13 protein-coding genes are annotated in these 15,581 nt (G+C 38.5%); 8 read left to right on the top strand and 5 right to left on the bottom strand.

Features of this window, described 5'->3' with window-relative positions; genetic code table 11:
- Window positions 1–105: 105 nt before the first annotated feature.
- A complete protein-coding gene (locus Q8M41_RS11460; RefSeq protein ID WP_305365416.1) occupies window positions 106–1,080 on the bottom strand; it encodes a bifunctional heptose 7-phosphate kinase/heptose 1-phosphate adenyltransferase in 975 nt (324 codons plus the stop codon).
- Window positions 1,081–1,133: 53 nt separating this feature from the next.
- On the bottom strand, window positions 1,134–2,330 hold the full coding sequence (locus Q8M41_RS11455) for a pyridoxal phosphate-dependent aminotransferase (RefSeq protein ID WP_305365415.1): 1,197 nt from the start codon (window positions 2,328–2,330) through the stop codon (window positions 1,134–1,136).
- A gap of 126 nt (window positions 2,331–2,456) precedes the next feature.
- Here Q8M41_RS11455 and Q8M41_RS11450 point away from each other — a divergent pair, with 126 nt between their 5' ends.
- From Q8M41_RS11450 to bioA, 3 genes are read left to right on the top strand one after another with little or no spacing between them, the layout of a single operon-like run.
- The gene (locus Q8M41_RS11450) at window positions 2,457–3,440 is read left to right on the top strand and encodes a cation diffusion facilitator family transporter (RefSeq protein WP_305365414.1); all 984 of its coding nucleotides are present in this window, start codon (window positions 2,457–2,459) and stop codon (window positions 3,438–3,440) included.
- Window positions 3,433–3,885 (top strand): NUDIX domain-containing protein, encoded by a 453-nt coding sequence (locus Q8M41_RS11445; RefSeq protein ID WP_305365413.1) that lies wholly within the window; start codon window positions 3,433–3,435, stop codon window positions 3,883–3,885. The genes Q8M41_RS11450 and Q8M41_RS11445 overlap by 8 nt, the downstream gene beginning before the upstream one ends.
- Window positions 3,867–5,141 carry an adenosylmethionine--8-amino-7-oxononanoate transaminase gene (gene bioA, locus Q8M41_RS11440; RefSeq protein ID WP_305365412.1) on the top strand — a complete coding sequence of 425 codons (1,275 nt, stop codon included), beginning with the start codon at window positions 3,867–3,869 and terminating at the stop codon, window positions 5,139–5,141. Before Q8M41_RS11445 ends, bioA begins: the two co-directional genes overlap by 19 nt.
- A 4-nt stretch (window positions 5,142–5,145) precedes the next feature.
- Here the strand turns inward: bioA and Q8M41_RS11435 are convergent, their stop codons facing one another.
- Window positions 5,146–7,008: an LTA synthase family protein gene (locus Q8M41_RS11435; RefSeq protein WP_305365411.1), complete on the bottom strand. Its 1,863-nt coding sequence runs from the start codon at window positions 7,006–7,008 to the stop codon at window positions 5,146–5,148.
- A gap of 73 nt (window positions 7,009–7,081) precedes the next feature.
- Window positions 7,082–7,747, bottom strand: a complete 666-nt coding sequence (locus Q8M41_RS11430) for a hypothetical protein (protein WP_305365410.1) — start codon at window positions 7,745–7,747, stop codon at window positions 7,082–7,084.
- 108 nt (window positions 7,748–7,855) lie between these two features.
- Between Q8M41_RS11430 and Q8M41_RS11425 the strand changes: the two genes are divergently transcribed.
- Genes Q8M41_RS11425 through Q8M41_RS11405 form a run of 5 tightly spaced genes read left to right on the top strand, consistent with a single transcriptional unit; the run spans window position 7,856 to window position 14,692 of the window.
- Entirely contained in the window at window positions 7,856–8,650 is a 795-nt protein-coding gene (locus Q8M41_RS11425) for a hypothetical protein (RefSeq protein WP_305365409.1), read from the top strand.
- A complete protein-coding gene (locus Q8M41_RS11420; protein ID WP_305365408.1) occupies window positions 8,640–10,685 on the top strand; it encodes a helix-hairpin-helix domain-containing protein in 2,046 nt (681 codons plus the stop codon). Before Q8M41_RS11425 ends, Q8M41_RS11420 begins: the two co-directional genes overlap by 11 nt.
- A gap of 2 nt (window positions 10,686–10,687) precedes the next feature.
- The gene (locus tag Q8M41_RS11415; protein WP_305365407.1) at window positions 10,688–12,784 is read left to right on the top strand and encodes a ComEC/Rec2 family competence protein; all 2,097 of its coding nucleotides are present in this window, start codon (window positions 10,688–10,690) and stop codon (window positions 12,782–12,784) included.
- Window positions 12,785–12,839: 55 nt separating this feature from the next.
- Complete coding sequence (locus Q8M41_RS11410; protein WP_305365406.1) at window positions 12,840–13,613, top strand: enoyl-CoA hydratase/isomerase family protein; 774 nt, start codon at window positions 12,840–12,842, stop codon at window positions 13,611–13,613.
- A gap of 23 nt (window positions 13,614–13,636) precedes the next feature.
- Window positions 13,637–14,692, top strand: a complete 1,056-nt coding sequence (locus Q8M41_RS11405) for a metallophosphoesterase (RefSeq protein WP_305365405.1) — start codon at window positions 13,637–13,639, stop codon at window positions 14,690–14,692.
- Here the strand turns inward: Q8M41_RS11405 and Q8M41_RS11400 are convergent.
- Window positions 14,689–15,555 carry a diacylglycerol kinase family protein gene (locus Q8M41_RS11400; RefSeq protein WP_305365404.1) on the bottom strand — a complete coding sequence of 289 codons (867 nt, stop codon included), beginning with the start codon at window positions 15,553–15,555 and terminating at the stop codon, window positions 14,689–14,691. The genes Q8M41_RS11405 and Q8M41_RS11400 overlap by 4 nt on opposite strands.
- Window positions 15,556–15,581: the final 26 nt, after the last annotated feature.

Below are 15,581 nucleotides of genomic sequence, written 5' to 3'. Positions count from 1 at the left end.
CTGAGGTCTGATGTCTGAGGTCAGACGTCTGATTTCAGACATAAAGTTAGTTTAAGGATATTTTGTTGTTCCCGATAACTGACAACAGCTAACTGACAACATAAATTACAGTTTCCTGCTTTCTTCAAGTAATCTTGCTTTATCAATAGGAACTACGCCTACATGTTCGCAAACGAGTCCTCCCGCCAGGTTGGCTATTTCAGAGGCTTTAAATTCATCCAGGCCGGCCGCAAGACATAGTGCTGCCGTTGCAATTACAGTATCTCCTGCGCCGGATACATCGGCAATATCACGTTTATGTGCCGCAACATGACGTTGCCCCAGATCTGAGTTAATAAAAACACCTTTCTCTGAGAGGGTGAGCATTACTGCCCTCGCTCCAAGCTGTGATTTTAATTTGCTGATTGCATTTTCAACCTGGTTGGGTTTTGAGGAATCAATCACCATCTTTAAGCCATCTTCTAACTCTTTTAAATTGGGTTTGAACAGATGGACACCTTTATAAGAATGGAAATTTCGTTTTTTAGGATCCACAACAGTAATTATTCCCCGGTGTTCTGCAAGTTCAGCTGTTTCAGAGATTAATTTTTCAGTAATCAGGCCCTTATCATAGTCTTCGAAGATGATGGCATCAATTTTTTGTTCTGCCAGAATTTTTTTGATCATTCCAATCATCACTTCTGTCTCTGCTTCAGAGATATTCTCGTCAGTTTCTACATCTACCCGAACTATTTGCTGATTGTGTGCAATGATTCTGGTTTTAACTGTAGTAGGGCGATTCTTGATCTTCAATATCCCCTGCTCTGAAAGATTTTGATTCCTGAGGAGCGACAAAAATTCTTCGCCATCTTTATCATCCCCAATAATTGCACAAATGAATGGCTTGCCGCCAAGTGACTGAACATTCAGAGCAACGTTAGCTGCTCCACCCAATCGATTTTCTTTATTACTTACCTTTACAACCGGAACAGGTGCCTCAGGCGAGACACGTTCAACCTTGCCCCAGATATAGCTATCCATCATCACGTCTCCAATGATCATAATATTCAATGAGTTGAATTTTTCGAAGATATCTGTCATTGGGGGTATGGAATGTAAAACCGGGTGATTGGCCCGGTGTTAAGGGCAAAATACTATTTTAAAGCGCCTAAAGCAGCTTTTATGCGTTTCATTGCTTCAATAAGCTTGTCGTTAGCTGCTGCATAAGAAAGCCTGATTGAGTTTGGATCTCCGAAAGAATCACCACTTACTGTAGCAACGTGTCCTGTATTTAACAGGTAAAGTGAAAGATCTTCAGCATTTTTAATCAGTTCGCCATCAGGTGTAGTTTTTCCAAAGAAGGAGCTAACTTCAGGGAAGAAGTAAAATGCACCTCCTGGCAGGTTAACCTTCAGACCCGGGATATCTTTCAATAAACCATAAACAAGATCACGACGTTCTTTGAACACAGTTCTCATTTCATTGATCGTATCAAGTCCGCCAGAATACGCTGCAATTCCTGCCTTTTGAGTGATTGAACAAGTTCCGGAAGTGATCTGGCTTTGAAGTTTATCGCATGCAGCAGCAATCTCTTTGTTGCTCACTGAATAACCGATTCTCCATCCCGTCATTGCGTATGCTTTTGACAGTCCGTTGATTATGATTACACGGTCTTTTACTGAAGGGAATTGTGCAATAGATTCATGCGCATTCAGGAAATTGATATGCTCATAGATCTCATCGGATATGATATAAATATTAGGATATTTTTCGAAAACCTTCACTAAACCGGCAAGCTCCTCACGTGTGTAAACGCTGCCTGTAGGGTTGTTTGGTGAAGAAAACATGAATAATTTTGTTTTTGGAGTGATTACTGCTTCAAGTTCCCCAGGAGTAATCTTGAAATCACTCTCCAGCGAGGTATTGATGAATACAGATTCACCTTCCGCCAGCTTTACAAGCTCAGAATACGATACCCAGTAAGGTGTAGGGATGATTACTTCATCTCCTGGATTTACTACACAAAGAATCGCATTAGCAAGTGATTGTTTGGCACCTGTTGATACTACTATCTGGTCAAAATCATAGTCCAGGTTGTTTTCACGCTTAAGTTTTGCTGCAATTTCCTTACGCAGTTCAGGATAGCCTGCAACCGGAGTGTAGTAAGAAAAGTTCTTGTCAATAGCCTCTTTGGCTGCTTCTTTAACAAAGTCCGGAGTGTAAAAGTCAGTTTCACCTAAACTCAGACTGATTACGTCTACTCCCTTTGCTGCTAATTCCCGGCCCATTTTCGCCATTTTAATCGTGGCAGACTCGGATAAGTTGTTGATTCGGTTTGATAATGTGCTCATAATTAACGCAAATATATGAACATGCCCAGCCAATGCAAAAATTAAAGATAAATGAAGCTTATATTTCGATAATAATAACAATTGCTCTGTTGTATTATATAAATTTGCTCATAAATAGGCTCTGGTTTGCAAACTCAAAAAAAAGTTATTTTAATATCCCTTGTCATCGGTGTTTTACTGATGCTTGCAAAGTTTACAGCTTATTTTATTACTTCATCCAATTCAATTCTAACTGATGCCGCCGAAAGTATTGTCAATATTCTGGCTGGTCTTTTTGCATTTTACAGCATTTATGTGGCTTCTCAGCCCCGTGATTCCAATCATCCTTACGGGCACGGAAAAGTCGAGTTCTTTTCTGTATTTATTGAAGGCAGCTTAATTGTAATTGCCGGAATCCTGATAAGTTTCAAATCGGGTTATAATCTTTTTTATCCTCATGAGATTAGCGATCTTATGGATGGAACATTAATTATAGCCGCTGCAGGAATGATTAATTATGGCTTAGGTTATTACCTGATTGCTCAAAGCAAGAAACTCAATTCATTGACATTGTATGCTGACGGAAAACATTTGCAAACTGATGCTTACACTAGTGTTGGGATCGTTGCAGGATTGATTTTGATTTATATTACCGGCCTGACTTATCTCGATAGTATTCTTTCCATACTGATTGGATTTTACATTATTTACAGTGGATATAAGCTCGTTCGTAAATCTGTTTCAGGTTTAATGGATGAGTCAGATTTTGATATTGCAGATGAGATCATCGCGATACTTAATGAACACCGTAAAGAATCATGGATCGATATGCATAATCTTCGTACCCAACGCTATGGGCCTGATCTGCATATCGACTGTCACATTACTCTGCCTTATTATTTTAACCTGAGTAAGGTTCATGAGGAAGTTTCGGAAGTAGATAAATTGGTTAATCATAAAGCTAATTCCAATATGGAATTTTTCATACATGCTGATCCCTGTATGCCTGAATGTTGCCATTATTGCAGGATGCCTGCATGTGAAGTGAGAACAGAGGAAAAGCGTGTTGATATACTTTGGACAACCGAAAATGTAACCAGAAATCAAAAACATTTTACCAAAGATGTATAATTTTAATGTTCGTGTTTATGGTTTGCTGATCAATGATCAGAATCAGATATTGTTAAGTGATGAAGAAGAATATGGATTCAGGTTCTGCAAGTTTCCGGGCGGAGGTCTGGAGTATGGAGAAGGACTTATAGAAGCTTTAAGGAGAGAATTTATTGAAGAGTGTAATGTGGATGTGGATGTAATCGAACATTTTTATACCACAGATTTTTTTATTCAATCGGCATTTAATGATAGTCAGGTTATAAGCGTCTATTACCTGGTTAGTCCTAAATCTGATTTAAAGCTTAATTTTAAAAATTTACCTTATGATTTTGATGATGCAGGGAATATTTTACAAGCTTTTAGATGGAAGGATCTGAATGAAATTGCTGTTCATGATGTTACTTTTCAGACTGACCAGCGGGTTGTGGATTTATTAAAAAAAAAATGGCCGAAAAATCTTTAGCTGAACGCGACAGGGAGCTGATCTGGCATCCTTATACCCAAATGCAAAATGCAGCAAGTCCCATTCCGATTGTAAGAGGTGAGGGTGTTTATCTTATAGCAGAAGATGGAAAAAGATACATTGATGCAATTTCTTCCTGGTGGGTTAATATTCATGGACATTCACACCCGTACATCGCAGAAAAGGTTGCAGAGCAACTCAGGCAACTCGAACATGTGATCTTTGCCGGATTTACTCATCCCGGGGCAGTTGAACTCGCTGAAAGGCTGATTAAAATTCTTCCTTCAGGTCAATCCAAGTTCTTTTATTCAGATAATGGATCAACTGCAGTTGAAGTTGCTCTGAAAATGTGCCTTCAATATTGGAGTAATAAAGGAGATTCAAGAATTAAATTTTTGGCCTTTAATAATTCTTATCATGGGGATACATTCGGTGCAATGGCAGTTAGCGCAAGAAGTGCGTTCACGCAGCCTTTCGAAAAATTATTATTTGAGGTTGAATTTATTGACCTACCTGATGCCGGAAATATCGAAGATCTCAAAAATCATATTTCATCGCTTGCAGCTGATCTTTCAGCTTTTATTTTTGAACCTCTTGTACAAGGTGCAGGAGGAATGCAGATGTATGATGCCAAATATCTGGATGAACTAATTTCGCATTGCAAGAAAAATAGAATTTTAACGATTGCCGATGAAGTTATGACTGGTTTTGGCAGAACTGGAAGGTTGTTTGCCTCTGATCATCTTTCTGAGCAACCAGATCTGATGTGTTTTTCAAAAGGTTTGACTGGTGGAACCATGGCATTAGGATTAACTACTTGTACTTTAGATATATACAATGCCTTTCTCTCAGATGATAAATTGAAGACATTATTTCACGGGCATTCTTTTACCGCTAATCCGGTTGCTTGTTCAGCAGCATTAGCTAGCCTTGATTTGTTGCTCGATAAGGAAACAATAAAAAATATTGCTAGAATAACTCAAAGCCATCATGAATTCCAGAATAAAATTAAGGATCATCCAAGGCTAAAAAACATCCGGCAGACTGGAACTATTCTTGCATTGGAATGGGAGAGTACAGGTGAAACTTCTTATTTTAACAATTTAAGGGATAATCTGTATAACTTTTTTCTGGACCAGGGTATTATTCTTCGTCCACTTGGTAATATCGTATATGTGTTGCCACCTTACTGTATTAATACAGAACAACTGAGCTATGTTTATTTAAAAATTGAAGAGGCATTGGAGAGATTTTGAATTGCTAATATTCAAGATATTGTCTGTAGACCTCCTGCATATATGCTTTCCCATTACTCGTCAGAATTGAATCCACATTTGAGTTTGATGGGCTTTTTCTCAGAATAATGCTCTTACCAATATTATCAAATGAAATAATCTGCTCATTGTTTGCAAATCCAAATCCATTATCCCAGTTGAAAAAGGCGAACTCAGCTGTGCCCGGATTCAGCAGATCCTTGCTCCAAACAAAGCGTTTTGGGTCAATTTTTAATTGATTAAGCAAAGTTGCCGCAAGATCTGTTTGGTTTCCGATTTTATTGATCCTGGTTCCTTTGAATTCCGGCTTAATCACTTCCCCAAAAAAAAGAAGAGGAATGCGGTAACGTTCCGGATTATATTCCATCAGATTACCCGGAATACGGTGCCCATGGTCGGCAATGGCAACAAATAGTGTGTTTTTATACCAGCTTTTTTGTTTTGCCTGATTAAGATAAGCGCCTAAACAGGAATCAGTATAAAATGTCGTGCTTCTGAATTTGGAATCCACGTCATCGCCCTTAAAATGAGGTTCTGAAGGTAGTTCAAATGGTTCGTGGTTGGTTAAAGTAAGAATTGTTGAGAAAAAGGGTTGTTTAGCATAATCGAGGTCAGCAATGTTTTTTGAGAAAACTTTATCATCGTAAGTGCCCCATTTTGAATTCATGTCTTTTATGTCAAATGAATGCTGATCCACCATTTTTTGATACCCATGACTCAATATGTAAGATTTCATATTAAAGAATTCACTCTCTCCTCCATAATAAAAAGAGCTCGAATAACCATTTTGGATCAGGTCCTGAGAGATTGCCGGCAGCCTTTCTTGTTTGTCATTCTGTTTCATGATGCTTCGGATAGCCTGAGAGGGGAATGCGCTTAATGTTGCTACCACTCCCTTATCGGTTCTCCCTGATGCAGCGTAGATATTCTCAAACAATATGCCTTCTGAAACCAGCTTTTTAAAATTTGGACTAACACCTTTTTCGCCACCAAGATCTTCAACCAACCTTGCGGTAAAACTTTCAAGTATGATGAATACAATATTCGGACGATCAGAATCTAATACCTGAGGTGTTGGTTCGGCGGGTTTTCTGAAAAGGCCTGCAACAATCTTCTTAGCGTCTTTCTCATTATAGTAATTATATGGATTCTCATTCCCAAATTTATTGTTCAGAATGTCCTGAATGAGATTCCATTCTGTATTTACTGCAGCATGATTTAAAACAGGTTCGGATGAAAAATAAGACATACTCTGGTTAATTGGTGAAAGCTGCCATCCCCCCCTGATTGCGAGGAATAATGTGCTTGCAAGAAAAAAACTTATAATCAGCCTGATCCCCAAAGACTTAGTACGGTCGGCAATTTGATACCAAATGACTTTATTACTAAGAAAAACAGAAAAAATCATGTAAGCAAATAAGATGCTGAACATAGGAATGACCGGAGAAGAAGACGTTGATGCAATTGCTTCTTTTGGAGCACTAATCGCCATTTCCAGAGCTCTGAAATTTATTTTGGAACCCCATTCCCTGTATAGATTTAGATTACTGATTCCAATTGTTGAAAATACAATAACAAAAAACACAACATAGGTTTTGGCTATTATTTTGGAGAATTTGACAGAGGGCAGAAAAAGTAAGGTGATATAAACAATGGCAGGGATTGCCGAAATATAGGCAGCCATAGAGAAATCAAGCCTCAAAGCACGCCAGAACGTGCTTATGATTTCACTAATCCCCAAATATGAAATTCTTTCTGAATAATAAATTAGAAAAATAAGTCTCTCAAGGAAGAAGAAAATGATCCAGAACAGAAAATACCGTCCAAAAACAATAAAGCTTTTTAACATCAGCGCAAGTTATGAAAAACGCCGAATGTTAAAAAGCTTTAAACTTTTCGTTAATTTAACCTAAACAAGGGTTTTATCTTCCTCCCTGCATTTGCATTAGCTGGTCTAAAGTAATCTCTTCGTAATCTTTGGTCGCACTGAAAGAGCCCGCAGGCACCGGACCTGCTGCAATTTCTTTCACTACTGCTTTTACGCTCAGGCCATTCATGTAGGAAGTGAATTCAACGGGGAATCCGTATTCCTTACCATAAAAGCGGCTTAATGAATTGGGAGTGATCTCAACATCCTTTGTAAACCATGCTTCAGAGTTTTGATTGCTTTTCTTCTCATTAACTTCATGTTTTTGAGCAGTATAACCTGCAATCTTTTTTGTTTCAGTACCTGGTTTTACGCTTAATTCGGGCATATTGGCTGCCATTCTTTCCTGGTCTGCCGGACTAAAGATGACCGAAAACTTTTTCCCCATCATAGGTATATTCAACAGGAGGCGCTCATATTCCTTGCTAAAATTGATGATGTTGGTACTACTGTACATTGCAGATTCAGTTTTTAAACTGGATGAATCTCCTTTGAAGAATACCTTAATTTCAGTAGGGAAGTTACTGGCCATAGCTTGCATTTGCTCAGGTAATTTCCATTCTACTGTGTAAATAATAGTGCCCTCAGCTATTTTATTGCTTTGTGCGAAAACGCTTGTTCCAATGAGTAACAAAGCGAGATTTAAAATGATTCTTTTCATGCTTAATAATTGATTTGACAAAGAGACTAATAATTCCGGATTTTGTTACTATCGACCGTTTAATAATCCAATTTGCCGCTTCTTTCCTCTATTGTTAATTTGATGTAAATGAAATACATCTGCCTGATCTGTATTTTATTCCAACATTCATTACATGCTCAAAACAACCTGGGATCCCGATCTAAAGCAATGGGCTCAGCTGGTACGGCATTACAGGATGTATGGTCATTACAGCAAAATAGTGCTGGTGCTGCAAGTATTGAACGCGCAATATTTGCATTGGGATATGAACAGCATTATTTGGACCCTGAGCTAAGTACTCAAAGTGCAGTTTTGGGATTACCTGTTAAGAAACATGTTTTGGGGCTTAGTTTTCAACGCTATGGCATCACTGAATACCTGGAACAAACTACAGGGATTGCCCTTTCCAGAAGTTTTTCTGCTGACCTTTCGATTTCACTTGGACTTAAATATCATCAGGTCAGCATACCTGTTTATGGTACCGGAAATGCAATTAGTGTGGATGCGGGTATGCAATATAGCCTGAACGATAGGATCCGTTTGGGAAGTTATATCTATAACCCTGGAAGGAGCAGGATTAATGAACTTTCAGGCTCTCATATCCTTTCCGGAATTTCTGTGGGTCTTGCATACCTGGTAAGCGATAAGTTATTGTTTATAAGCGATTTAAATAAGATGCTTGATTTCGGGATGAATATCAAGATGGGTATTGAGTATCAAATTATTAAGCGCTTTTATTTACGTGGCGGATTAAGTGCTAATCCATTTAAGCAGACTGGGGGCTTTGGATTAAAATACAGGAGGTTTTCTCTGGATGCAGCTGTATCATCACACCCCAGACTTGGGTATTCTCCAAATTTATCATTCAATTATGAATTCTGACTACAGAACGATTTATCTGTTGCTTTTGCTGTGCTTAACCCGCGGCATAACTACTTATTCGCAGGTTCAGAATGATGTTCTGATTGAACAGATACTGGAATCAATGGCTCCTGAACTTTCTGAAGATCATGATTATTCAGAAATTGCGGAACGTTTGAATCATTACAGGAGATCGCCTCTCAATATTAATCTTGCCAGTAAAGATCAATTACAGGAGTTATTCTTTATTTCACCAGTTCAGGTCAAGTCCATACTCAGTCATAGGGAAGAAAATGGTCTGTTTATAGATGTTCTGGAGTTACAAAGTGTACCCGGCTTTGACCCTCAGACCCTTCGCTGGCTTTTGAATTTTATTGTGGTATTGCCACCCGGAGAGTTGAAATTTATTTCTTTTAACAAGCTCATAATGAAAGCTGAACATGACCTCATGTTTAGGTTCGGACAAGTTTTAGAGAAACAATCCGGTTTTTCATCATCCAATTTGGTTGCTGATGGAACTTATTTAGGTTCAGCAATGCGGATGTTTACCAGATACCGGTATAACTATTCAAATGCATTGTTTGCATCGCTTAATATGGAGAAAGATGCCGGAGAGCCTTTATCATTCAGCAAGGGAGGCAAAGGTTTTGATTTTTATTCAGCAAATATTTCATATAGAGGAAATGGGATTATCAGAAAAGTAATAGCCGGTGATTATGCATTGCAGTTTGGTCAGGGATTGAGCATGTGGGCCGGAGCAGGATTTGGTAAAGGAGCAAACCTAAGTACAATTGCGAAGCAGGATGTTGGATTAAGACCTTATAGTTCAGTAAATGAATCCTTATTTATGCGCGGGATTGCAGGAACATTTAGGTTAAAAGCAATTTCATTTACTCCATTTTATTCAGGAAGGAGAATTGATGCCGGCATGGCAGAATCCAGTCTGGAGGTCAGTTCCATGCAAGTAAGTGGTTTGCACCGTACCAAAACCGAAATTCTTAATAAGAATGCTCTTTCGCAACGCGTTTATGGTGCTAATGCTCAATATATTACAGGGGATTTGAGTGCAGGAATAACTGCTTATCGTACCCAATTCAGTATTCCGTTTGCAGAAGGGAAGTCGCTTTATCAGCAATATAATTTCAAGGGTGCCAGCCTACACAATGTAAGCCTGAATTATAGTTACACATTTAAGAATTCCTATATTTTTGGAGAGGCAGCTCATAGTCTGAATTCCGGTTTTGCGATTTTAAATGGACTCATAAGCAGCTTAGCTCCGCCTGTCTCTTTGGTACTGCTCTATCGGAACTACGAAAAAAATTATCATTCTTTTTTTAATCAGGGTCTGGCAGAAGCATCGAATGCTGTTAACGAACGTGGATTTTATTCAGGCCTTGCAATTAAGTTTAACCGGCAATGGGAACTTTATACCTATTCAGATTTTTTCAGCTTCCCATGGTTGAAATTCCGGGTTGATGGTCCCTCTTCTGGTTATGAACTCTTTGGGCAAATCACTTATACACCCGGAAAGCTGTTTAAGCTTATTGGCAGATTCAGGCAACAGATCAGGGAGGAGAACACTGAAGATTCCGGACCAGGATTGGACATTGTAGATAAGCAGAATTTAAGGGTCGAAATGACCTATAAGATCAGCAATGATTTTTCTATCAGAAACCGTGCGGAAATTGTTCGTTATCGCAAGGGTAATCTGAATCCTGAATTTGGTTTTTTGAGTTTCCAGGATATCATTTACGACCCTATGGGTTCGAAAATTTCAGGTAATATTCGCTTTGCAATTTTTGAGACTTCAGGGTTCAATACAAGGATCTATTCTTACGAAAATGATGTTTTGTATTCATATTCTGTACCGGCTTATCAGGGGAAAGGGGTCAGGTTTTATGTCAATGGCAGATATTCCATATCACGCGGAACCGACCTGTGGTTACGCTATGCTTTGATAAGTTATGCCAATCAGGAAACGATTGGAACTGGAGGGGACCTGATTAATGGCAATAAACGTTCAGATATAAGATTACAGTTGCGTTTTCAGTTCTGATTATGTTCTACAAGGGAGAGGTGCCATTTGTTCGTTTACTAATTCCGATGATACTGGGGATAATTTCCGGAAGATTTCTTGCACATTCTTTCCTGATTGAATGGGGAGTTGAGTTCTGTCTTTTTATCCTATGTATTTTCCTGTCCTTACTATTGGGATATAAACGTTTCTCCCTTTTCAGACGGGCCTGGATTTTCGGTTTGATTATTCATGCTTTCCTTTATATTCTCTGTTTTAGCCTTACAGTATATAAGTCAGAGCGGTTTGACCCACTTAGATTCAACCTCTTAAAAGCAGACCTATTACTAGTCCGGGTTCAGAATGAACCTAAAGTAGCCTTTGGTAATTTCCGTTTTGAGGGGGAAGTGATAGGCGTATTTAATAAGCAAAGCCTTAAACATAGCAGCGGAAAAATATTAATCTCAATGGAAGCAGATTCAATCGGAAAGTTTGTGCCTGATTATGGAGAAATTATTTTAATTCCTGCCGTTTACCACGCTCTGGAACCTCCGTACAATCCGGGAGAATTTGATTATAAGTTATTTATGGAAAACCGACAGATTTACTTTCAATCTTATGTTAAAAGGAATCAATTTCGGGTGTTGAAAGGCTTTGCAGGTAATCCTGTTATATCATTTGCTTTGTCATTAAGAAGGAAGCTGATCAATAAATACAATACTTATCTGCCTGATCAGGATGCGGCAGCGTTGGCTTCAACTCTAATTTTAGGGTACCGGGCAGACCTGAATAAGGATGTCATAGAGACTTATTCAAAGACTGGAACAATGCATGTCCTTTCTGTTTCAGGCATGCATGTGGGTATCGTTTTTCTGGTATTATCTTTTTTGCTCAGGACAATGGATAAGAACAAAGTTCTGATTTTAGTGCGGATCCTGTTAATTGTTATAGCAATCTGGTTTTATTCTCTGATTAGCGGTTTTTCATCACCGGTTTGCCGGGCTGCAGTAATGATCAGCTTTGTGCTTATCGGGAAAGCGCTGAATAAAAATCAGAACTCCTATAATTTGATCGCAATCTCTGCATTTTTCCTTCTTTTATATTATCCGTATTATCTTTTGGATGTCGGATTTCAGCTTTCCTACCTTGCTGTTTGCGGACTTGTTTATTTCCATCCAAAATTTTACCACAGCTTGTATTTTAGGAATAAGTTTATCGATTATGCCTGGAGTTATTGTGCCCTTTCTCTTGCTGCTCAGTTAGCCACTTTCCCGCTGAGTTTATATTATTTCCATCAATTCCCGCTTTATTTTCTGCTCAGTAATCTGCTTATTGTTTTACCTGTAACAATCATTATGTATGCTGGAATTTTGCTTCTGGCCATTCCATTTAGTTTCCTGTTGATTCCCCTTGGGAAATTTTTGAGCGGATTAATCAATCTGACAAATGATATTTTATTCAGGATAGAGAATCTTCCCTTTGCAAGTCTTTCGGGTATCTGGCTTAGTGGATTTCAGCTTTTTCTACTTTGCACGTTGATTCTAATGATGGTTTTTTGGTCAAAATCAAGGCAAAAAATCATTGTATGGGTAGCAATAACTTTTAGCATGATTCTATTTATGAGCATTTCCCTGGATCGGATTCTAAATTTTAGAAGGGAAGATCTGATATTTTTCAGTCTTCGAAAAAATTCTGCCATTGCTTATTCCAAGGGGAGTAAATGTATTGTTCTTGCAGATTTTGACTCCGCAGACAGAAATTTTTCTTATTCCATTAAACCGGTGTTGGAAAGTCGGGGAGGTTCTGACATCACTTTGCTCAATATTGAAAGTACATTAAGGGGCGATTCATACTGGTCAGATTCAAATTTTATGCAATTTGGTAAGTTCCGCGTGCTTCGTTGGGACAGAAAAATCAGTTTGCCGGAATCGGGTGAAAGATTAAAGGTTGATATCCTTGTTTTGAGCCATAATCCGGTTCAAAAGTTAGCAGATATCAATGCTATTGTTAAGTTTAAGAAAGTTTTGATAGACCCGACCAATTCAGAGTATAAGATTAAGTCCTGGCTCTCAGAAGCAGCGAAACTGAACGTTTCTGCTTATGTTTTAAAGAAATCGCCTGCTTATATTATCAAACTATAGTAATTTGGGTTAATTTTGATTAATCAGGATCGATTATTAATACTGGAAATCAAAAATGGAATTGCTGGAATATAATACGTCAGAAAGGATAGCTAGTATTACAATAAACCGACCTGAGAAGCGAAATGCTTTAAATCCTAATATGGTATTTGCGCTAACGAATGCCTTTAAAGCTGCTATTCATAATGAAGATGTTAAGGTAATCGTACTTAAGGCCAATGGAGAGGTATTCAGTGCTGGCGCTGATTTGGATTATCTGAAGCATTTGCAAAACAATACAGAGGAAGATAATTTAAAAGATACCAATTTATTGAAAGACCTCTTTTCACTAATCTACCGCTCTCCCAAATTAGTAATCGCACAGGTTGAGGGGCATGCTATAGCCGGAGGCTGCGGATTGATTTCAGTGTGTGATCTGATATTCTCAGTGCCCGAAGCTAAATTTGGTTATACTGAAGTCAGGATTGGTTTTATTCCGGCCCTCGTAACCTGCTTTCTGCTCAGAAGACTGGGTGAAGGAAGAGCAAAAGAGTTACTCCTTAGCGGAGAGCTGATAGATGCTCAAACTGCTTCTGATTATGGCTTGATCAATTTCATTTGTCCGAAGGAAGAAATAGCCGGAGCTGTAGAATCCTACGCGCACAAGCTTATTCAATCAGTTTCAGCAAATTCTGTAGCTCTTGGAAAAGCGCTTATTAATTCTGTTCAGGATCTTTCATTGGAAGATAGTTTGAATTTAGCTGTAAAAATGAACGTAGAAACCCGTTCATCCTCTGACTGCAAGAAAGGAATTTCGGCTTTTTTAAATAAGGAAAAGCTGAATTGGTAACATCCGAAATTAAATCATCAATTATGCAATCCGGAGGAAGGGAAAAGAAGACTTACGAGATTTTTTTGATTGGTGATACAGGAAATGTAGTCAGGCATGGGCCAGATCCTGTATTGGAAACCATGCGTTCCCACTTTGATAAATGTCAGCATTCTGCTGTTATCTTTTTAGGCGATAATATTTATCCTAAAGGTCTGCCTCCGGAAGGTGCTATTCTGAGGAAGGATGCTGAAAATGCATTAATCGCCCACAAAGAAGCATTGAAGGATTATCATGGTAAGGTGCTCTTTATTTCAGGCAATCACGATTGGAACAAGGGCAGGGAAGGTGGTTATGAATATATTTTAAGACAGGAAAAATACCTCGAAAAGCTTTTTGACAAAAACGTAATGTACCCTACAAATGGGTGCCCGGGACCAACAGAGATCAATGTTAATCCGAATGTTACCCTTGTAATGATTAACACACAATGGTGGCTGCAACCTGGTTTCAGACCCATTGGGCAAGAGTGTGGCTGTAGAGTAGAATCAGAGGAGGAATTTTTTAAGCATCTGATAACTATACTTGAAAGTAACAAGGATAAGAGAATAATCATTGCCGGACATGCACCGGTTTATAGTTATGCCATTCATGGTGGCCGCTATAAGTTAAGACATCACTTATTTCCATTTACTATTTACCATCGTAAAGCATATTTTCCCCTTCCTATTCTTGGTTCATTGTTACCCATTTACAGAAAATATTTTGGAGCAAAGGAGGATATAGCTCATCCCCGTTACAGGCATTTGCGAAAACGTCTCATCGAGATATTTAAAAGTTATCCGGGTATTATTTATGCCTCCGGACATGAGCATAATCTGCAGCATATTTCCAAAGACCAGAATCATTTTATTGTTAGTGGTGCCGGCTCAAAGCTTAAATACGTTTTACAGACAGGAAAAAATCTGAAATTTGGAATGAAGGCAAAGGGATTTTTTAAACTAAGGTTTGAAAATGAAGGTTCAGTTTATATTTCAGCCTGGGTAATTGATGCGAATGCTGAAAAAGGGAAAATGGTCTATGAATATAAGATAGATTAAGGTACTATAACAGTAAGTGCTTTATGCATACTTTCGATAGATATTTCCTTTACTTTGCCCAGAACCTCTCCATCTACCTGAAGTGTTGTTTTTCTACTGCTCATTACATGAGCTTTATCACAGCTGATGATCTCTACATAATCAGAAGTATGTAATTTATTCATGAACATTTTCCAGGTGATCGATAAAAGCTTGATTCGTGGAAAAGGCTTGATGATCACGAGTTCAAATTTGCCATCATCCAGTATTCCTTTGGGGTTGATTACTGCTCCGGTACCATATTGTGAAGCATTAGCGAAGGTAATGGATACACCTTTTCTGCGGATTGTATTACCATCGTAGGTTATATTGAAAACATATTTTTTAAGCAGAAACATTTCTCCGAAAAGGTGCTTGGCATAGGTCAGGAGGCCTCTTTTCGCATCATTTTCAAAACGCTTTACTACCCTTGCATTCAATCCTACATCTGCCAGGTGGATACAGATCTTTTCATTAATTCTAATCAGATCAATCTCCTGTGTTTTTCCGTTGATGAGGATTTCCAAGGCATTCTCGGTTTTGGCGGGGATATGCAGTTCCTTTGCCATACCATTAGCAGAACCCTGTGGAATAATGGCGAGGGGAATCCCTGTATTCGCAAGTATTCCTGCCATTAAATTTATGGTTCCATCACCACCAGCAGCAGCAACAATGTCAGGTTTATATTGTTTTAATTTTTCTGAAATACGTTCTGTATCATCACCGCTCATTACAATGAGCTGATAATCAAATCCCTCAGATTTGGATCTATCAGAGATAAGATTTTTAAGATTTTTCTCCCCTCCATGTCCGGACTTGGGATTAATGACAAACAGTATTCTCAAGCTCTTTACTGCAGATTTTTTTTGCC

The organism is Daejeonella sp. (genome assembly GCF_030684675.1).
GTDB lineage: Bacteria > Bacteroidota > Bacteroidia > Sphingobacteriales > Sphingobacteriaceae > Daejeonella.
Note: the sequence above shows the minus strand (reverse complement) of the source record. Positions and strands in the feature narration are given on the sequence as shown.